The following is an 18,884-nucleotide window of genomic DNA, read 5'->3' as shown; positions in this document are numbered from 1 at the left end:
AGAGATCCGCTCGACTTGCATGTATTAGGCACGCCGCCAGCGTTCGTCCTGAGCCAGGATCAAACTCTCCAAAAAGTGTTTGACTAGCTCTTGTTTAAAACTTTAGAATTAACGTTGGCACTTCGATTTGTTTAGTTTTCAAGGAACTTTTTCGCGCCTTCGTTTCTCTTAGGCGACTTTATTATCATACCATCGCTGTCTTTCGATGTCAACAAGAATTTTCATCTTTTTTTCTTCGAAACATTTCATTCATCAGCGACGTTTAATAATATAACACTTATTAAATCCTACTGTCAACAGAAAATAAAAAACAAATGGATCACCATTTGTTTTTAAATAAGAATGTACGTTTTTATTACATATAAAGCTGCGATTCCCGGCAGACCAAGAAGACCGGATACAGCGGACGTTCCCGCATTGATCGGGATATGAACCCCGATTCCTGCGCCGGCTGCATTGAGGATAAACAGCATGAAAGCGCCGGCTGTCATTTTAACAGCCAATTTCCCGATCCACCGGACGGGTTTGGCAGCCGCCCCATTCAGCAAAAGCAGAAGGATCGCACCGCCCGCAGCAGCAAATACAAATACCGGATTCATCTAGTCACTCCCCTATAGGCTTTTATAGTACAAGCATATTCAGGGAGCAGCTAAATAGAACTCCGGAAAGCTAGAGGCGGATCTTCCTCTGCTTCGCTTCTCTTAATAGAAAGAAATACTTCGACTCTGCTATTTTCAGCTCGAAAAGAACTTCTTCAGAAGGTTCAACGCTTTTTTCTACCAGCTGCTTTTGCCGATTCCATTCATATTTGCTTTTCATGAGCAAATCGATCAGCTGCTGATTAAAATCCTGTCTTAAACGGCCTTTTCTTTTGAAAAGCAAGCTAAAACCCTCCAGTTATAGTTCTCTTCTGCCCTCAAGCGCCCTGGACAGCGTCACTTCATCTGCATATTCCAGATCTCCGCCCACCGGAAGACCGTGTGCGATTCTTGTCAGTTTGATCCCTGAAGGCTTCAGCAGCCTTGAGATATACATGGCAGTTGCTTCTCCCTCGATGTTGGGGTTTGTTGCAAGAATGACTTCCTGGATCGTATCATCCTGGAGTCTTTTGAGAAGCTCGGGTACTTTGATGTCTTCCGGTCCGATTCCTTCCATAGGAGAGATCGCTCCATGAAGCACATGGTACAAACCTGTGTATTCTTTCATTTTTTCCATCGCAATGACATCTTTCGGGTCCTGGACTACACATACCGAGGTTTTGTCCCGCTTGGCATCTTCGCAGATGTAGCACGGGTCCTGATCGGTAATGTGTCCGCATATGGAGCAATAGGTCAGATTCCGCTTCGCGTTTACGAGTGCTTTGGCGAAATCGAGGACGGTATCCTCCTTCATGCCGAGGACAAAAAAGGCCAGACGTACGGCCGTTTTAGGCCCTATGCCTGGCAGCTTCGTAAAGCTGTCAATCAGCTTGGAGATTGGTTCAGGATAATGCATGAAGCGTTCCTCCTAGAATAATCCCGGCATATTCATTCCTTTTGTAAATTGTCCCATGGTCTGTGAAGTCATTTCTTCTACCTTTTTAAGCGCATCATTTGTTGCAGCAAGGATCAGATCCTGAAGCATTTCGATGTCTTCCGGGTCTACTACTTCTTCCTTGATATTTACTTCCAGGATTTCACGGTTTCCGTTTGCGATAACCGTGACCATACCGCCGCCAGCAGTACCTTCCACTTTTTTCTCTACTAATTCTTCCTGGGCTTTTTCCATATCTTTTTGCATTTTCTGCATTTGCTTCATCATTTTTTGCATATTTCCCATTCCACCGCGCATCGTAACATCTCCTTTAAGTTAGTCTTTTATTTCAATTAAATCGCTGCCTGCTATTTTCTTGGCTTCCGCGATGAAAGGATCTTCTTCCTGTTCACCGGCTTCCGCTTCCTCATCCTTTTGTTCGCGGATGAATTCTTCTCTTATTTTAACCCAATCCTTCTCCGGGACGCCAACCATTTCGACGGATTTGCCAAGTAAATTTGCGAGAATGGCTTCAATGTTCGTCCGAACGTCATTATTGTTTTCGGCGACCATTTTGCAGTGTATTTCGTATTTGAACTTCAGTACGAATGACCGGGAAGAGGCGGCTACCGGTTCACTTTCCCCTACCAGAGCGGCATGGGAAGCTTTGTTCTGGGTACGGAGCTGGTCAAGCATCCCTCTCCAGCTCTTCTTGAGGGCTTCCAGATCCGTTCTTGTCGCTTCTTTAAGGATTTCCTGTATTCTCCCGGCCGGCACTTTGAAATTGCTTTTAACCGATTTAACGGGTTTCGGTTCACCTGAACCCGTGCTTGGCTGATTGGTCTGGACCCCGTTCTTTTTAAGCTCGCGAAGTTCGGTTTCAAGCTGGGCGATCCGGTCGATAAGGCCGGGATCCTGTCCCTGCGGCTGAACCGCATGCCCCGCTTCAGATTCACACAGCTTCACAATCGCCACTTCGAGAAAAATCCGCGGATGGTTTGTCCACTTCATCTCCTGCTGGCTTTTATTCAGTACATCGATGGTCTCATAGATTCTGCTTGACTCCATTACGCGGGCAAGCTCTTTAAAAGGCTCGTCCGCTGCCGTACGCTCCAGCACTTCTTCAAGACTCGGAGCGGTATGATAAAGGAGCAGGTCCCGGTAAAAATAGATGAGATCTTCTATAAATCTCGAAGCGTCCTTCCCCTGGTCCATCAGCTGGTTAAGGATCTGAAGGCTTGATGAGATATCCCTTTTGTGGATGGACTGAACTAGCCCTGTCAGCAGCCCTTGTGAAACAGACCCGGTAATCAGCAGGGCATCATCAAGGGTCACTTTTTCATCACTGAAGGAGATCGCCTGATCCAGGAGGCTGAGTGCATCCCGCATTCCTCCATCCGCTGCCCTTGCAATGACATGAAGTGCTTCCTCTTCTGCGGCTGTATCCTGATCTTCCATAACTGTTTTCATTCGGTCCACAATATCCTGGGAGGTGATCCGCTTAAAATCAAATCGCTGGCAGCGGGAGATAATCGTTAAGGGGATTTTATGAGGCTCTGTCGTTGCTAAGATGAAGATGACATGCTTGGGCGGCTCCTCAAGAGTCTTCAGCAATGCATTGAAAGCGCCCATTGAAAGCATATGGACTTCGTCTACGATATAAACTTTATATTTAACCGCTGAAGGTGCATATTTAACTTTGTCCCTGATGTCACGGATTTCATCGACACCGTTATTGGACGCGGCATCAATCTCGAGAACATCTGATATGGTGCCGTCCGCAATCCCGCGGCAGGAAGAACATTCGCCGCAAGGCTCTGCAACAGGTGCTTTTTCACAGTTTACCGCTTTGGCAAAAATTTTAGCCGCACTGGTTTTTCCTGTTCCTCTGGGGCCTGAAAACAGATAGGCATGGGAGAACTTGCTGTGAAGCAGTGCATTCTGCAGTGTGCGGGTTATATGCTTCTGGCCTGAAACATCCTGGAAAAACTGCGGCCGGAATACCCTGTATAATGCTTGATAGCCCACAAAATCCCCCTCCTTTTTCCGTAATAAATCCACTATGTATTATAACGCACGAATGACACACAGAAAAGCATCCGCATGATATAGAAAAACTCACCCCAAAAGGGTGAGTGTCCTATTCATATTAAACTGCCGTGCACCTTTCTTTGATTAGCGGCCACAAGCGTTACTTAAGCAGTTAGCTCGGCCCAGGCTGTCCCGCGGCACATGAAAGCTTCCACTTAATGCTGCTTCCTTCCGGACCTGACATGGTTCATGGATTTCCATTGCGCAGGACCCAGACGTCAACACCACTTACTTAAGGGCAGACCCTGCAGTCAACTAACCTAGGAAAGGAATTCGGCCCCACTGGAGCGGATTGTGGGTACAGGGCACCGCTACCTCCCCGCTTAGCACGGCAAAATTGATACCTATTAGAAGTGCGTCTTTATTGGACGCATAATTTAGTATACTCTCTATGAACGGAAAAATCAATTCATGGCAGCTGTAAATTTTTTGAAGACTGCTTCTCCCGTTTCTTTCTCTCACGGATTTTCCGAAAGAAACTGGACAAAAGTTCCCCGCATTCATCCCGCAGCACACCTTCATCCACCTGTACCTGATGATTAAAGCGCTCATCCTGTAATAGGTTCATCAATGTACCGGCACAGCCGCCCTTTGGATCCGGCGCACCGTAAACGACTCTTTCCACCCTCGAAAGAACAATAGCACCGGCACACATCGGACACGGCTCGAGCGTTACATATAAAACAGCGCCCTCAAGCCTCCATGTCCCGAGCTCCCGGCATGCACGGTCGATGGCAAGAATTTCGGCATGGGCAATGGAACGCTGCTCTGTCTCCCGGAGATTATGGGCGGATGCCACAACTTCCCCATTAAGGACGAGCACTGCACCGATCGGCACTTCCTCAATGGACTCCGCTTTCTTCGCTTCCTCAATTGCCAATCTCATAAACCATTCATCTGATTTCATGGTCCGCTCCTTACTTATAGAACAATTTAAACTTGCATACCCTAACTTTAAAGGAGAGGACATGATGAGTCAAAACCATAAAGCCGCATTACTCATTATTGACATGATTAATGATTTTCAATTTGAATACGGCACAGAGCTTTCAGAAAAAGCGGCTGCTATCGCAAAGCCCCTTTCAAAATTAAAGGAACGGGCCGTCTCAAAGGATATTCCTGTCATTTACATCAATGATCATTATGAGCTGTGGCAGGCCAATCTGGAAAAAATCATGGTGAAGTGCCGCAATCAGCTGAGTGCACCGGTCATCGATGCCATCGCGCCCAGTGAGGAGGATTATTTTTTAATCAAGCCGAAGCATTCCGCCTTTTATGGGACTGCGCTGAACACTCTTTTATACCAATTGAAAGTCGATACCCTCATTTTAACCGGCCTTGCCGGAAACATTTGCGTACTATTTACAGCAAATGATGCGTATATGCGGGGCTACAGCCTGATTGTCCCTCCCGACACAATGGCATCCGTCAGCGAAGAGGATGAACGGTACGCTCTCAGGATGATGAGAAATGTTTTGAAAGCAAAAATTGAGCCAAGCATCCAGATCGGGCTCTAGCATAGTCAGCAGGCCCTTCTCATATTCTTCTATAAGATCGAAGAGGAGGGCATTGTATGCAGATCTATATTGTCAAACAGGGGGATACCATTACAGACATTGCCTTTCGCTATGGAACAGCCGCCAAGGATATTGAAGAAGCCAATCAGCTTCCTAATCCGGACCGGCTCGTGGTTGGCCAGGCGCTTGTTATTCCGATCATCGGCCGATTTTATACAATTAAACAGGGCGATACACTTTGGACAGTTTCACGGGCATTTTTCATCGACCCCGTCCAGCTCGCGCGCATCAACCGGCTGAACCCCAATAGTCCTTTACAAATCGGGTTCAGGCTCTACATTCCGCAGCCTCCCAAAACCAAAGCAGAATTCAATGCCTACCTTGAACCTGCACAGGATCAGGTAACCGATCAGCAAAAGAAAAGTGCCAGAGAGGCAGCTCCCTACCTGACCTATCTTGGACCATTCAGCTTCCGGATTCAAAAGGACGGCACGTTAAAGGAGCCTCCTTTGAACAGTATCCCGGAGATCGCATCGGCCAACAGCGTTACCTTAATGTTGATTGTGACCAATTTAACAGATGAAGGCTTCAGTGATGAAATTGGAAGAATTGTTTTAAACGATCAGCAAGTTCAAAACAAGCTGCTGGACAACATTACCGCTAAGGCGAAAAAATACGGTTTCCGCGACATCCATTTTGATATGGAATACCTGAGGCCGGAAGATAAAGAGGCGTATAATGCCTTTCTTAGAAAAGCAAAGCAGCGTTTCCAGAAAGAAGGCTGGCTCCTGTCAACCGCTCTGGCCCCAAAAACTAAAGCGGATCAGAAAGGGAAGTGGTATGAGGCGCATGACTACAAAGCCCACGGGCAGATTGCGGACTTCGTTGTCCTCATGACTTATGAATGGGGATACAGCGGCGGCCCTCCTATGGCCGTATCTCCGATCAATCAAGTGAAAGAAGTGCTGGATTATGCCTTAACCGAAATGCCCGCCTCCAAGATTATGATGGGACAGAACCTCTATGGCTACGATTGGACGCTCCCGTTTGTACCCGGCGGAAAATTTGCGAAAGCGATCAGCCCCCAGCAGGGAATCGAGCTCGCCGCAAAGTACAATGCCGCCATTCAGTACAGCCAGAAGGATCAAGCCCCTCATTTCAAGTATGTTGATGAAGACGGAAAAACTCATGAGGTATGGTTTGAAGATGCACGATCCATACAGGCAAAATTTACTCTTTTAAAGCAGCTTAAACTGAGAGGCATGAGCTACTGGAAGCTTGGACTTTCCTTTCCTCAAAATTGGCTTTTGATTCAGGACCAATTTGAAGTAGAAAAAAAGACAGTTCCGTCCCGCTGAGCTGTCTCTCTCTTTTGGTTCCTTCCTCTTATAAAAACAATTCCCCCAAAATGGAAACCGCTGTGATAAAATAAAGTTTGTCTTTTTTTTAAAGGTTTTGTTAAAGCATAGTGTTGATTTTTCACACCTGTTGATTGGAGCAGAAGGCGTGAGACTCCTGCGGGAGCAGCGGGACAGGTGAGACCCCGCAGTCGCGAAGCGAGGAGGAGGCTCACCGCCCGCCCCGCGGAAAGCGAACGCCTGCAGCGGAAATCAACAGCCAAGTTTAACAGAGCTTTTATAAAAAGCTGTCGAATATTGCAACCATCCATCTAATCTGCCTGCATGTTGCAGGCTATTCATACCACTATACACCTGATTGATTTGCATCAAAGGAGGAACCGGCATGAAAGGAGTACCCTTCATCACCGTTGAAGGCCCTATTGGCGTGGGCAAAACTTCTCTCGCCAAAGCGATTTCGGACCATTATCGCTATCAGCTATTAAAAGAAATTGTGGATGAAAATCCATTCCTGGGGAAATTTTACGAGAACATTGATGAGTGGAGTTTCCAGACAGAAATGTTTTTCCTGTGCAACCGGTATAAACAGCTGGAGGAAATCCATTCGGATTATCTGAAGCAGGAGCAGGCGGTAGTAGCTGATTATCATATTTACAAAAACCTGATCTTCGCTAAACGCACACTGAAGGACGAGCAGTACAAGAAATACATTCAAATTTATGATATTTTGACAAGTGACATGCCTAAACCAAATATCATTCTGTATTTGAGTGCAAGCCTTGACACGCTTCTTGAGAGAATTTCTTTGCGCGGACGGGATATTGAAAAGAACATTGACCCCAGCTACCTGAAGCAGCTCTCAGCCGATTATGAAACGGCGATGTCTCAATGGGAACAGATCAATCCAGAAATTCCAATCCTCCGTTTTAATGGGGACGAGCTTGACTTTGTCCACCGGCCTGAGGATTTAACGTATATCCTGAAGCGCCTCGATGATTATTTAGTAAAAGGAGTCAGCTGTACATGAACTTACGCGATCAATACGGAATCCCGAAGGATGCGGTCATTACGATTGCCGGGACAGTCGGTGTCGGAAAATCAACGATGACAAATGCCCTTGCCCAGGCCTTGAACTTCCGCACTTCTTTTGAAAAAGTGGATACGAATCCTTATTTAGATAAATTTTATGCAGATTTTGAACGGTGGAGCTTCCATCTTCAAATTTACTTTCTTGCTGAACGGTTCAAGGAGCAGAAACGGATTTTTGAATACGGCGGCGGATTTGTTCAGGATCGTTCGATCTATGAAGATACAGGTATTTTTGCAAAGATGCATTACGAAAAAGGGACGATGACAGAGGTCGATTATGAAACGTACACGAATCTTTTCGACGCTATGGTGATGACCCCGTATTTCCCGCATCCCGATTTGCTCATCTATCTGGAAGGCAGCCTGGAAGATATTCTTGCGAGGATTGAAACCCGCGGCCGGCCGATGGAGCAGCAGACCCCGATTTCCTATTGGGAGGAAATGCATGGCCGATATGAGAACTGGATCAACAGTTTCAACACCTGCCCGGTGATGCGCCTGAACATCAACGACTATGACATCCTTTCAAATGGAGGGTCTGTTGAACCCATCATTGAAAAGATCGGCTATTTTATGAAGCAATCCCGAAATCTAAGAAAATAATTATTAAAGACCGGAATACTAACCGGTCTTTTTTTTGGAACTTTTTCCAGTTCTTATCCGTATTAACGGTATCCAGATTAAGAGGAGGGTTTCCTGGTTGTCTTACATATTGGAAGTACAGGGATTGAAAAAGAAAATCGGCAAGCGCTACATTGTGAACGATGTGAATTTCAGAGTGGAAGCAGGGGAAATTTTCGGACTGCTTGGACCGAACGGAGCCGGAAAAACAACGATCATCCGGATGATTACCGGACTGATTAATAAAACGGAAGGAAACGTGCTGATCAAAGGAAGCAGCGCGGATACAAATTTTAAAGAATCGATGAACGAGCTTGGAGCGATTGTAGAAAATCCGGAGTTCTATAAGTTCATGACTGGCTATGCCAACCTCAAGCATTATGCCCGCATGTCAGTAAAACCCATTACTGAAGAGCGGATCAAGGAAGTCATCCGCCTTGTAAAGCTTGAAAACGCGATCCATCAAAAGGTGAAAACCTATTCTTTAGGGATGAGGCAGCGCCTCGGAGTGGCCCAGGCCCTTCTGCACGAGCCGTCCCTCCTGATTCTGGATGAGCCGACAAATGGACTCGATCCGCAAGGCATGAAGGAGCTCAGAGATTATTTAAAGGAACTCGCAAAAAGCGGCACCTCCATTCTTGTCTCTTCCCATATGCTCGGTGAGATGCAGCTGATGTGCGACCGCTTCGCGATTATTGAAAAAGGTGAGCTCACCCATGTAGCCAGCATGGAAGATACGGACCGTGAGGCAGCTGAAGAGCTCAGGGAGGTAAAACTGGTCGTCAGTTCCGCTGCTGAGGCATCTGTTCTGCCAGTCATCGCCTCAGCAGAAAACCTGCGGGTGGCGGATGAACAGACCCTGACCTTTATGGCAAAATACGATTCCATGCCAGAAATCATTAAGCAGCTGGCGGGCAGCGGCATTCTTGTTTATGAGCTGACACCGGCGAAAAAATCACTGGAAGACCGGTTCCTCGAATTAACAAGACAGAAAGAGGAGGCGGTATTATGATCAATTTATTTAAAAATGAATGGATTAAAATTTTTGCGAGGAAGTCATCCTGGGTTTATTTTATTTTACTGACCGTCTTTCTCATCATTTCTACGGTCGTAGTAGCCAACTTTGACAAGCGGGACCCTCAGGCGAATTGGCAGAAGGAGCTGCAGGCAGAAAACGCAGGTCTTCAAAAACAGCTGGAGGATCCGAAGCTTGTGGAAGAAGAAAAGGAAGACATCGCTTCCCAAATTGAACAAAACCAATACTTCCTTGAGGAAGATGCGAACCCGGCTCTCCAGAGCAACTGGCAGTTTGCGAACTCTGAGGGAATCGCCCTGTTCTCTTTCGTTGCCCTGTTCAGTGTGATTGTGGCAAGCACAAGTGTAGCCTCTGAGTTTTCAGACGGAACCATCAAACAGCTGTTAATCAGACCGCATAGAAGATGGAAAATTCTATTGTCCAAATATGCAGCAGTCGTAGCTTATTCCTTCCTGCTCCTTCTATTCCTGGCAGCTGCAAGTGTCATTGCCGGTACCGTTCTTTACGGAGCAGGTGATTTCAATGCCCGGATCGCAGAGATGCCGATTGCCGGTGATCCTGTCGTCGCAACTGCCGGAGGGATGTTCGTGAAAAAGCTTCTGCTGTATATTCCGAATCTCCTAATGGTCCTGACCATCGCTTTTATGCTTTCTACCTTATTCAAAAGCCAGTCTATGGCGGTTGGAATCGGCATTTTCGTGCTGTTCATGAACAACGCTCTGAACGTTGGCGTGCAGCTGCTGATCGAACTGAAGCAGGAATGGGCAAAGTTGCTGCTGTTTCCGCATCTTGATCTGATGCAGTTTTCAGCGGTAAAGGAAACACTTCCGGGTGTGACCCTGACCTTTTCTTCAATTGTTCTGCTCGTTTATTTTGCCATCTTTATGGCGATCACCTTCCTGTTTTTCCAGAAGCGGGATGTCAGTATTTGATTGAATCGAAAAAGGATGCCGGATGGCATCCTTTTTTAATGGGAACATAAAAAAATCCGCTGCATGAAACCATGCAGCGGACCAGACAATCTCCAATTTATGTGCGCGAAACATAATAAGTAAATGGAGGAGGAAGGGGGATTCGAACCCCCGCGAGGTTTGACCCTCCTGTCGGTTTTCAAGACCGATCCCTTCAGCCGGACTTGGGTATTCCTCCGTATCGACAAGAATAAATATATCAGATCATAATATTCTTGTCAACACTATATGAGAAAAGTTAAATTTATTTTCCAGCCGGCTGAATGACTTCTTTATTTCCCATGTAAGGACGAAGCACCTCCGGAATGACCACACTGCCGTCTTCCTGCTGATAATTTTCCAGAATCGCGGCAACGGTGCGTCCAAGCGCCAACCCAGATCCATTCAGGGTATGAACCGGCTCCGGTTTTGCTTTCGGCTCGGGGCGGTAACGGATGTTGGCACGGCGCGCCTGGAAGGCTTCAAAGTTACTGCAAGAAGAAATCTCGCGATAAGAACCGTAGCTTGGAATCCATACTTCCAGATCGTATTTCTTCGCTGCTGTAAAGCCAAGGTCTGCTGTACACATGCTCATGACACGGTAAGGCAGATTCAGCAGCTGAAGAACTTTTTCAGCATGTCCTGTCAGCGTTTCAAGCGCCTCATAAGAGTCCTCCGGCTTAACAAACTTCACGAGTTCAACTTTGTTGAATTGATGCTGGCGGATCAGTCCGCGCGTATCTCTTCCGGCAGATCCTGCTTCAGAACGGAAGCAGGCACTGAACGCTGTGTAGCTGATTGGCAGCTGGGCTGCTTCAAGAATCTCATCGCGGTGCATATTAGTGATTGGCACTTCCGCAGTCGGGATCAGGAAGTAATCTTCTTCCCGAATCTTAAACGCATCTTCTTCAAATTTCGGAAGCTGGCCTGTGCCTGTCATGCTTGCACGGTTCACGATGTATGGAGGCAGGACTTCCGTATACCCATGCTCATCATTGTGAAGGTCCATCATAAAGTTCAGCAGAGCGCGCTCGAGGCGGGCACCCAAGCCTTTATAGAATACGAAGCGGCTGCCCGTTACTTTTGCAGCTCTTTCAAAGTCCAGAATATCCAAATGGTCTGCTACATCCCAATGTGCTTTCGCTTCGAATCCGAACTCGCGGATTTCTCCCCATTTCCGGACTTCGATATTATCATCCTCTGAATCGCCTTGCGGTACACTCTCGTGTGGGATATTTGGAATAGAAAGAAGCAGCTTATCGAGTGTTTCCTCGACTCCGCGCAATTCCTCATCGATTTCCTTAATGCGGTCCCCGACCTGACGCATTTCTTTGATCATGTCATCTGCATCTTTTTTCTCTTTTTTAAGAATTGCAATCTGACCGGATACTTCATTCCGTCTGCTCTTCAGTTCCTCCGTAGCGGCGATCAGCTCGCGTCTTTTCGTATCAAGCTCTTCAAATTTTTCAAAATCTGTCAGGTCTTCTCCGCGAATGGAAAGCTTCTGTTTAACCTCTACATAATTTTGGCGCAAGTACTTGATATCCAGCATCGCAATCTCTCCTTTTTCTTCTGTTAAAAAACAAAAAACTCCCGTCCCCAATAAAGGGACGGAAGTTAGTATCCGCGTTGCCACCCTAATTGAAGACCGAAGTCTTCCAGCTTTACATGATAACGGCCATGACCGGAAGCATTTCAATGCTTCACTCGAGGACGGATTCACAAACTTCCAGCACCGGTTCGCACCAACCACCGGCTCTCTTTTAGAAGGAATATTTGCTACTGCTTCCTGTCAATGCTTTAACGATTGATAGGTTAGTTCATAATTTACTACAAGTCTGAACCAGTTTCAACCTTTTTATGCAGATGCTTTTTCTTTTGATTCTTTTACCATGGAGAGAAAGAGCCTGGTCATCCGGTGATCATCGGTCAGCTCCGGGTGGAAGGAACAGCCGAGGAGATGGTTCTGCCTTGCTGCTACGATTCTGCCATTATGCGTCGAGAGAATTTCGACATCTTCCCCGACCTCAACAATATGAGGTGCACGGATAAACACGCCGATGAAATCTTCACCGACTCCGGTGATGGAAAGTTCTGCTTCAAAGCTCTCCTTCTGGCGTCCGAATGAATTGCGCTCCACCTTAATATTCATCACAGACATGTGGCCTTCCTCATACCCGGCAATATCCGTTGCGAGAATGATCAGGCCCGCACATGTACCGAATACCGGCTTTCCTTCCCCTGCAAACTGGCGCAGCGGCTCCATAAAACCATATTTATCGATAAGGCGGCGAATCGCCGTGCTCTCACCGCCGGGTATAATCAGTCCATCGATTTCGTTCAGCTGTTCTGGACGCTTAACCGTTACCGCGGCAGCCCCGCATGCTTCAATGGAGCGGATATGCTCGCGGAAAGCACCCTGCAGCCCGAGTACGCCTATTGTATACATGAGTCCAGCTCCTTTTTACCAGCCGCGCTCCTGCATCCGGTTTTCAGGAAGAAGCGAAGAAATTTCAATTCCCTTCATCGCTGTTCCCAATCCTTTGGAGAGCTCAGCAATCAGCTGATAGTCTTCATAATGAGTTGTTGCTTCTACGATAGCACGTGCAAATTTAGCCGGATTTTCAGATTTGAAGATTCCGGATCCAACGAATACACCGTCAGAACCAAGCTGCATCATCAATGCAGCATCTGCAGGTGTAGCCACGCCGCCGGCAGCAAAGTTTACAACCGGAAGGCGGCCTTCTTTTTTAATCTGAAGCAGCAATTCGTAAGGGGCGCCAAGCAGCTTCGCCTCCGTCATCAGCTCGTCCTCATTCATGCCGGCCACTTTGCGGATCTGGGCATTGACCTTGCGGATGTGACGGACTGCTTCAACGATATTCCCTGTTCCCGGCTCCCCTTTTGTGCGAAGCATGGATGCTCCTTCACCGATCCGGCGGGCAGCTTCACCCAAATCACGGCATCCGCAAACGAAAGGAACGGTGTAGTCACGTTTGTTTAAATGAAATTCTTCGTCGGCAGGAGTCAGAACTTCACTTTCATCGATATAATCCACACCCATTGCTTCGAGCACACGTGCCTCAACAATATGGCCGATACGGGCTTTTGCCATAACCGGGATAGAGACGGCCTTCATAACCTCTTCTACGATGGTCGGGTCTGCCATTCTGGCAACACCGCCGGCTGCACGGATATCAGCTGGAACACGCTCAAGAGCCATAACGGCAACTGCGCCGGCTTCCTCTGCAATTTTTGCCTGCTCGGCATTGACAACATCCATAATCACGCCGCCTTTTTGCATTTCAGCCATGCCGCGCTTTACTCGATCTGTACCTGTATTCATTGTATATCCCCCTCTATACTCAACATTGTAATTTTAAAATCATATCCTCTATTTTATCCTATCTCATTCAATAATCCTATACTGGATACTCAATATTCTAAAAGTTCACAAGAAAAAAAGACACCTTATAAAGGTGCCTTTCGGAAGTTACGAGAACCAGCCTGATACCGTCTGGGCTACACTGTCCCACAGGCCGGCGAAGAATCCGCCGATCCCTCTCATGGCAAGAACGAACCAGTTTGCTTTTTCTACACTTTCTTTTGTGACAACATTGACTTCTCCTGCTGTTCCGCTGAGGAAGCCGTAGTCTTTTTCTTCGCCTGTATAATCAACGGCCAGCTTTCCGACTGCTTCTTTTTCTTTAAAAGGAGCCTCCAGTTCGCCGTTTTCATTAAGCTTTTTCTTATCGATTATATATTTCGCCTTGTAGTTTTCCTTCTCGCCGTTTCTCATCGCGATGGTCATCGGCTTATCTGTCTCGATTTGAACTTCTTTTTCTTTACCGCTGACTACAGGAAGAGAGGATTTCCCTTTAACCTGGTAGCCTGCAGGGTAAAGCTCTTCGACTGAATAGTTGTTATAGGCAAAGTCCAGCAGCTTTTTTGTTTCTTTAAAGCGGGGGGATTTCAGATCGCCCGTACCGTCATCTGCATCCATCACAACCGTGATGACACGCATGCCGTTCTTTTCGGCTGTGGCAGTAAAAGAGGAACCGGCAGAATTGGTGGATCCTGTTTTCAGCCCGTCAACTCCCTCATACTCGTAGACAAGGCCCTTCAGCATCCAGTTGTAGTTCGGCATGTCTGTGCCTTCTTTGAAGGTCTTTCTTGGAATGCTTGATACTTCAAGAATTTCCGGATAATCCTCGATCAGACTGGAAGCAAGCTTCGCCATATCGCGGGCGGACAGCATATTTTCGTCATCCTCAGTCGTTCCATCCGGATGATTTCCGTTAAGATCTTTGTTTTCAAGGCCAGTGGCATTTACGAAATGATAATCCTCAAGGCCCAGTTCTTTCGCCTTGTCATTCATCATTTTCACAAAATTCGATTCTGAACCGGCTACAACCTCTGCGAGTGCAATAGCTGCACCGTTGGCAGAGTAGATCGCCATCGCTTCATACAGCTCTTTGACTGTATAGCTGCCGTCTTTGCGAAGCGGAACATTGGAAAGCTCGCGGATCTGGGAAATGCTGTACGTATACTCATTTGGTGTATACGTCTGATCCCAAGTGATCTTTCCTTCGTTAACGGCTTCAAGAACAAGATACTCCGTCATCACTTTTGCCATACTTGCAATCGGAAGTGACTCATCGATATTGCTGCCGTAAAGGATTTTGCCGGATGATGCTTCTACGAGGATGGATGCTTTAGCATTCACACTGATCGGATCAGCGGCAGCGGATGCCGGTTTCATTGGAGCAAGCACCGTGAAAAACATCGCTGCTGCCATAAAAGCTGCTGTCATACGTTTTAGATTCATGCTGTTTATTGACCTCCAAGCTAATTTTCTTAATCTATGTAATAGATTTGACTGCGGGAAAAAAGATTGAAACAGGGGCTCTATATAATACGCAGAATCCTGCGGTGCTAAGACCGGACTGCGGAAAAAGTTTTTCATAGAAAAGAAACACAAAATTAATTCTATCACACGGCAAATAAAAAAAATAGACAGAGAACGAGACTCTGTCTAAAGTTTGCTAATTGTTCAAGATTATCTGGAGTAGTTTGGAGATTCCTTCGTAATGCTGACATCGTGCGGATGGCTCTCAATCAAACCTGCACCTGTCATGCGGATAAATTTAGAGTTTTCACGGAGCTCGTGCAAATCCTTCGTACCGCAGTACCCCATACCTGAACGGAGACCTCCGGTAAGCTGGTACACGGTATCTGCGAGCGGCCCTTTATAGGCGATTCTGCCTTCGATGCCCTCAGGAACAAACTTTTTATTATCCTCCTGGAAGTAGCGGTCCTTGCTTCCTTTTTCCATAGCTCCGACTGAGCCCATTCCACGGTATACTTTAAACCGTCTTCCCTGGAAAATCTCTGTTTCGCCAGGGCTTTCTGACGTTCCGGCAAGGAGGCTTCCGAGCATAACCGCGTGCCCTCCTGCTGCCAGTGCTTTCACGATATCACCGGAGTATTTAATCCCGCCATCTGCAATAATCGCAGCACCAAGCCTCCGCGCTTCCGTGGCACAATCGTAAATCGCTGTAATTTGAGGGACACCAACACCTGCAACTACCCGGGTCGTACAGATTGAACCAGGTCCGATTCCCACTTTTACAACATTAGCCCCTGCTTCAACAAGATCTCTTGTTGCTTCTGGAGTGGCAACATTTCCAGCGATAATATTCAATTCAGGATACGTTTCCCTGATTTTTTTCACTGAATCCAGCACGCCTTTTGAATGGCCGTGGGCAGTATCGAGCACAATAACGTCAACACCGGCCTCAACGAGCTTCTCTACTCTGAGCATCGTATCTGCCGTTACCCCGACTGCTGCACCGGCAAGCAGCCGTCCGTGTACATCTTTAGCGGAATTAGGAAATTCAATCACTTTCTCAATATCCTTGATTGTAATAAGCCCTTTCAACACACCGTTCTCATCGACAAGCGGAAGCTTTTCAATTTTATACTGCTGCAAAATGCTCTCCGCTTCCTGAAGGGTCGTGCCGACCGGAGCTGTGACGAGCTGATCCTTCGTCATCACATCAGAGATTTTGATGGAATAATCCTGAATGAACCGCAGATCACGGTTTGTAATAATGCCGACAAGCTTCTGTTCCTCAAGCGTGTTCACTACCGGCACACCGGAAATTCGGTATTTTCCCATCAGATGCTCTGCATCAAACACTTGATGCTCCGGGGTCAGGAAGAAAGGATCGGTGATGACACCGCGCTCTGAACGCTTTACCTTGTCTACATGCTCGGCCTGGCGCTCAATGGACATATTTTTGTGAATCACACCCAGTCCGCCCTGCCTTGCCATGGCAATGGCCATCTCTGCTTCGGTCACTGTGTCCATGCCCGCACTGATAATCGGGAGATTCAATTTAAGGGTCGGTGTCAATTCAACCTTAAGATCTACATCCCTTGGAAGCACCTCGGATTTAGCCGGCACCAAAAGTACGTCATCAAACGTCAAACCTTCTTTCGCAAACTTATCATTCCACATTATAAAATCCCCTCGATTCCGCAAAATATTATTAGTAGATTATCAATCGTCCTAGATACTGTCAAGAACACCCGGAAGAGTTTAAATATTATGAAAACTGGAGACGCAACCAATGACGACTGAAAAAACGTGGCAGCCTTACATATACCTGAATTCCTCAGAAAGCGCCCAGGCATATCTGGAAAAAATTTATAAAAGGACTGCCGGCTTAAACAGCACCGAACTTTCCTATCAGAATTCCTGCTCTTTTATGTACTATCTCATGCATGCCGAGAGCTTTTATACCCAAGCCGGCGAAGCTCCACCATCCATAAAACCGATGCTTCTCTTTTACGGACTTACCCAGCTCGTCAAAGCCTGCCTGCTTACAAGAGACCCCGGATACCCGGAAACCACCTCTGTCCTCGCCCACGGAGTTACAACAAGAAAGAAGAAAAAACAGGACTACCTGTTTTTAAAGGATGAAATCCGCATCCAGAAAAACGGTCTGCTTCACCACTCAGCAGGTACCCTGTTCGGAATAATCGAACTTAGCAAGGACCGCTTTAGCATGGAAGACCTCTTAAGACGGATCCCTGAAATGGAACGCTGCTTTCAATTGCTGGGACAAAAAAGGAAAACCTTTTACTTAACAGATAAAAACGGTCTCCTCTGTCTGCCATCTGAAGCAGCTGTCGCCTATCACCTCTCAGAGCAGAGGCTTGCTGAAATGATCGGGCACCATACAGGCTTAAAGCCATCCGAAACAAATGGATGCTGGGGATTCGAAAAAAAAGACCTCTCCCCCTTTATTACATCACTTTTCAGCTACCATCACGAAACCGGCCAATACAGCCTCCCTGCGGACAAAGAGGAACTACTGGTCCTGCCCGAACTGCTTACACACTACCTGCTGCTCTATAACCTCAGCATGATCTCAAGATACGAAACCGAATGGTGGTACGACCTCATTCAAAACCGGTCCTCCAACGATTACATTTACATCCGGAGGTTTATGGAGATTACCGCCTGGAAGATCCCTGTACTCGTCTGGGAGTATTTAGCGGAGGAGGGGGGACTGGCGCGGTGAGAGGCGGGAAGGCTTGTTGTGAGGGATACAGGGGCGAGTGGGTGGTGGTTGGCGGGTTTAGTTGGATGGGGGTGGGGTTGGAGTTCCGGTAGGGATTGGCTGGGTTGGGCTTAGGCTGGCATTGGGGTTGGAGTTCCGGTAGGGATTGGCTGGGTTGGGCTTAGGCTGGCGTTATGTAAACTGGCAGGGGGATTGATTGGATTTTATCTAGTTATCGCCCGAGAAGGCAACTATTTTGGCCGGATGTAGGCAATTTTTTGAGTTTATTGACCTCAGTTGAAGATGATATCGGCTTTTTGGATGGGTCCAGCAGCCAGTATATTGAGTTACAGGGTAAAAAGAGCCTTTAAACGGGATTTGCGATGGTTTTCCGTCAGGTTCGGTGTGCCTACCTGCCTTTTATTAGCGAAAAATCTCATATATTTGCGAAATCTCCTGACTTATTTGCGAAAATCACTCATTTATTTGCGAAACGGGCTTCCACCTCATTTTTGGTGATTGGATTTCTGGAACTAGTCTCAAACTCTGCCTTCGGCTGCCTCAAAAAGTCTGGAACCCCACCATTTATGGTCGAGTTTTTCATTATATTATCGAAATGGCACTCTTTATTATCGAATTTTTTCATATATTATCGAATTTCTTTTTTTATTATCGATATTTCTAATATATTATCGAATTTCCTTTACCAGGAGTCTGTCAAAGGGAACCAGAACCGCAGTGTATCTGCTGCACACCTTAAAAGTGCCTCCAACCCGGTGTACGGTCCGCCTATCCTCCACTTTGCCGGATCCCTGTATACGGGTCCGCGTATCCGCCACCCCTCTCCACTCGAAAAACCCGCGTGTATCCACCGGCTTCAACCCCTGGATATGCATGCCTCCCGCAAACCCGAAAAACACAAAAAAACCCGCCCTCAGCGGGCGGATCTCTTCATATGAACCTGGCGGCGTCCTACTCTCACAGGGGGAAACCCCCAACTACCATCGGCGCTGAAGAGCTTAACTTCCGTGTTCGGTATGGGAACGGGTGTGACCTCTTCGCCATAACTGCCAGATCTTTAGAAAGATTGCTCTTTCAAAACTGGATAACGAATGTTCACGAGTGTCATGTCTTACGTT

At 47.0% G+C, this 18,884-nt stretch carries 18 protein-coding genes, 1 tRNA gene, 2 rRNA genes, 1 other RNA gene and 1 other annotated feature; of the genes, 7 read left to right on the top strand and 15 right to left on the bottom strand.

All coding sequences use genetic code 11. The features are described 5' to 3' along the window. The 8 genes from GKZ89_RS20290 to tadA form a co-directional block, all read right to left on the bottom strand. Window positions 1–75 (bottom strand): 16S ribosomal RNA (locus GKZ89_RS20290); the annotation flags it as partial. A gap of 257 nt (window positions 76–332) precedes the next feature. After that, entirely contained in the window at window positions 333–599 is a 267-nt protein-coding gene (locus tag GKZ89_RS20285; RefSeq protein ID WP_155114231.1) for a pro-sigmaK processing inhibitor BofA family protein, read from the bottom strand. Between the two features lie 70 nt (window positions 600–669). Further along, window positions 670–882 carry a YaaL family protein gene (locus GKZ89_RS20280; RefSeq protein WP_155114230.1) on the bottom strand — a complete coding sequence of 71 codons (213 nt, stop codon included), beginning with the start codon at window positions 880–882 and terminating at the stop codon, window positions 670–672. A gap of 15 nt (window positions 883–897) precedes the next feature. After that, window positions 898–1,494 carry a recombination mediator RecR gene (recR, locus tag GKZ89_RS20275; RefSeq protein WP_155114229.1) on the bottom strand — a complete coding sequence of 199 codons (597 nt, stop codon included), beginning with the start codon at window positions 1,492–1,494 and terminating at the stop codon, window positions 898–900. Window positions 1,495–1,506: 12 nt separating this feature from the next. Beyond that, entirely contained in the window at window positions 1,507–1,830 is a 324-nt protein-coding gene (locus GKZ89_RS20270) for a YbaB/EbfC family nucleoid-associated protein (protein WP_155114228.1), read from the bottom strand. A gap of 18 nt (window positions 1,831–1,848) precedes the next feature. Beyond that, window positions 1,849–3,540: a DNA polymerase III subunit gamma/tau gene (gene dnaX, locus GKZ89_RS20265; protein WP_162357148.1), complete on the bottom strand. Its 1,692-nt coding sequence runs from the start codon at window positions 3,538–3,540 to the stop codon at window positions 1,849–1,851. A gap of 129 nt (window positions 3,541–3,669) precedes the next feature. Next, window positions 3,670–3,935, bottom strand: an RNA gene (gene ffs, locus GKZ89_RS20260) — signal recognition particle sRNA large type. 77 nt (window positions 3,936–4,012) lie between these two features. Next, window positions 4,013–4,510, bottom strand: coding sequence for a tRNA adenosine(34) deaminase TadA (tadA, locus tag GKZ89_RS20255; RefSeq protein ID WP_206672160.1), 498 nt, complete (start codon window positions 4,508–4,510; stop codon window positions 4,013–4,015). Window positions 4,511–4,571: 61 nt separating this feature from the next. Here tadA and GKZ89_RS20250 point away from each other — a divergent pair, with 61 nt between their 5' ends. From GKZ89_RS20250 to GKZ89_RS20225, 6 genes are all read left to right on the top strand, one after another. Further along, on the top strand, window positions 4,572–5,120 hold the full coding sequence (locus tag GKZ89_RS20250; RefSeq protein WP_155114226.1) for a cysteine hydrolase family protein: 549 nt from the start codon (window positions 4,572–4,574) through the stop codon (window positions 5,118–5,120). 56 nt (window positions 5,121–5,176) lie between these two features. Next, window positions 5,177–6,478, top strand: coding sequence for a LysM peptidoglycan-binding domain-containing protein (locus GKZ89_RS20245; RefSeq protein WP_155114225.1), 1,302 nt, complete (start codon window positions 5,177–5,179; stop codon window positions 6,476–6,478). Between the two features lie 385 nt (window positions 6,479–6,863). Further along, window positions 6,864–7,505 carry a deoxynucleoside kinase gene (locus tag GKZ89_RS20240; RefSeq protein ID WP_155114224.1) on the top strand — a complete coding sequence of 214 codons (642 nt, stop codon included), beginning with the start codon at window positions 6,864–6,866 and terminating at the stop codon, window positions 7,503–7,505. Beyond that, window positions 7,502–8,170, top strand: a complete 669-nt coding sequence (locus tag GKZ89_RS20235) for a deoxynucleoside kinase (protein ID WP_155114223.1) — start codon at window positions 7,502–7,504, stop codon at window positions 8,168–8,170. The genes GKZ89_RS20240 and GKZ89_RS20235 overlap by 4 nt, the downstream gene beginning before the upstream one ends. Window positions 8,171–8,267: 97 nt before the next feature. Then, window positions 8,268–9,200: an ABC transporter ATP-binding protein gene (locus GKZ89_RS20230; protein WP_155114222.1), complete on the top strand. Its 933-nt coding sequence runs from the start codon at window positions 8,268–8,270 to the stop codon at window positions 9,198–9,200. After that, window positions 9,197–10,156, top strand: a complete 960-nt coding sequence (locus tag GKZ89_RS20225) for an ABC transporter permease (RefSeq protein ID WP_155114221.1) — start codon at window positions 9,197–9,199, stop codon at window positions 10,154–10,156. The genes GKZ89_RS20230 and GKZ89_RS20225 overlap by 4 nt, the downstream gene beginning before the upstream one ends. 124 nt (window positions 10,157–10,280) lie before the next feature. Here GKZ89_RS20225 and GKZ89_RS20220 read toward each other — a convergent pair. From GKZ89_RS20220 to guaB, 6 genes are all read right to left on the bottom strand, one after another. Further along, window positions 10,281–10,373 (bottom strand) — tRNA-Ser (locus GKZ89_RS20220). A 66-nt stretch (window positions 10,374–10,439) separates the two neighbouring features. Further along, entirely contained in the window at window positions 10,440–11,726 is a 1,287-nt protein-coding gene (gene serS / locus GKZ89_RS20215) for a serine--tRNA ligase (protein WP_155114220.1), read from the bottom strand. Window positions 11,727–11,777: 51 nt separating this feature from the next. Next, window positions 11,778–11,979: a binding site (T-box leader), on the bottom strand. 53 nt (window positions 11,980–12,032) lie between these two features. Further along, window positions 12,033–12,623: a pyridoxal 5'-phosphate synthase glutaminase subunit PdxT gene (pdxT, locus tag GKZ89_RS20210; RefSeq protein ID WP_155114219.1), complete on the bottom strand. Its 591-nt coding sequence runs from the start codon at window positions 12,621–12,623 to the stop codon at window positions 12,033–12,035. A 15-nt stretch (window positions 12,624–12,638) separates the two neighbouring features. Continuing rightward, entirely contained in the window at window positions 12,639–13,520 is an 882-nt protein-coding gene (gene pdxS / locus GKZ89_RS20205) for a pyridoxal 5'-phosphate synthase lyase subunit PdxS (protein WP_155114218.1), read from the bottom strand. A gap of 147 nt (window positions 13,521–13,667) precedes the next feature. Next, window positions 13,668–15,011 (bottom strand): serine hydrolase, encoded by a 1,344-nt coding sequence (locus GKZ89_RS20200; protein WP_430697742.1) that lies wholly within the window; start codon window positions 15,009–15,011, stop codon window positions 13,668–13,670. Between the two features lie 222 nt (window positions 15,012–15,233). Beyond that, entirely contained in the window at window positions 15,234–16,697 is a 1,464-nt protein-coding gene (gene guaB / locus GKZ89_RS20195) for an IMP dehydrogenase (protein ID WP_155114217.1), read from the bottom strand. 112 nt (window positions 16,698–16,809) lie between these two features. Here guaB and GKZ89_RS20190 point away from each other — a divergent pair, with 112 nt between their 5' ends. Further along, window positions 16,810–17,766 (top strand): YaaC family protein, encoded by a 957-nt coding sequence (locus GKZ89_RS20190; RefSeq protein ID WP_155114216.1) that lies wholly within the window; start codon window positions 16,810–16,812, stop codon window positions 17,764–17,766. Between the two features lie 938 nt (window positions 17,767–18,704). On the opposite strand, the gene rrf is transcribed toward GKZ89_RS20190, so the two are convergent. Next, a 5S ribosomal RNA gene (rrf, locus tag GKZ89_RS20185) occupies window positions 18,705–18,820 on the bottom strand. Window positions 18,821–18,884 lie beyond the last annotated feature (64 nt).

The organism is Metabacillus mangrovi, assembly GCF_009711125.1.
Taxonomy (GTDB): domain Bacteria; phylum Bacillota; class Bacilli; order Bacillales; family Bacillaceae; genus Metabacillus_B; species Metabacillus_B mangrovi.
Note: the sequence above shows the minus strand (reverse complement) of the source record. Positions and strands in the feature narration are given on the sequence as shown.

Bases quoted from the DNA above. Each gene is read 5' to 3' on its own strand.
- GKZ89_RS20285 (WP_155114231.1), bottom strand. From the start codon at position 599: ATGAATCCGGTATTTGTATTTGCTGCTGCGGGCGGTGCGATCCTTCTG.
- recR (WP_155114229.1), bottom strand. From the start codon at position 1,494: ATGCATTATCCTGAACCAATCTCCAAGCTGATTGACAGCTTTACGAAG.
- GKZ89_RS20270 (WP_155114228.1), bottom strand. From the start codon at position 1,830: ATGCGCGGTGGAATGGGAAATATGCAAAAAATGATGAAGCAAATGCAG.
- tadA (WP_206672160.1), bottom strand. From the start codon at position 4,510: ATGAAATCAGATGAATGGTTTATGAGATTGGCAATTGAGGAAGCGAAG.
- GKZ89_RS20250 (WP_155114226.1), top strand. From the start codon at position 4,572: ATGATGAGTCAAAACCATAAAGCCGCATTACTCATTATTGACATGATT.
- GKZ89_RS20245 (WP_155114225.1), top strand. From the start codon at position 5,177: ATGCAGATCTATATTGTCAAACAGGGGGATACCATTACAGACATTGCC.
- GKZ89_RS20240 (WP_155114224.1), top strand. From the start codon at position 6,864: ATGAAAGGAGTACCCTTCATCACCGTTGAAGGCCCTATTGGCGTGGGC.
- GKZ89_RS20235 (WP_155114223.1), top strand. From the start codon at position 7,502: ATGAACTTACGCGATCAATACGGAATCCCGAAGGATGCGGTCATTACG.
- GKZ89_RS20225 (WP_155114221.1), top strand. From the start codon at position 9,197: ATGATCAATTTATTTAAAAATGAATGGATTAAAATTTTTGCGAGGAAG.
- serS (WP_155114220.1), bottom strand. From the start codon at position 11,726: ATGCTGGATATCAAGTACTTGCGCCAAAATTATGTAGAGGTTAAACAG.
- pdxT (WP_155114219.1), bottom strand. From the start codon at position 12,623: ATGTATACAATAGGCGTACTCGGGCTGCAGGGTGCTTTCCGCGAGCAT.
- pdxS (WP_155114218.1), bottom strand. From the start codon at position 13,520: ATGAATACAGGTACAGATCGAGTAAAGCGCGGCATGGCTGAAATGCAA.
- guaB (WP_155114217.1), bottom strand. From the start codon at position 16,697: ATGTGGAATGATAAGTTTGCGAAAGAAGGTTTGACGTTTGATGACGTA.
- GKZ89_RS20190 (WP_155114216.1), top strand. From the start codon at position 16,810: ATGACGACTGAAAAAACGTGGCAGCCTTACATATACCTGAATTCCTCA.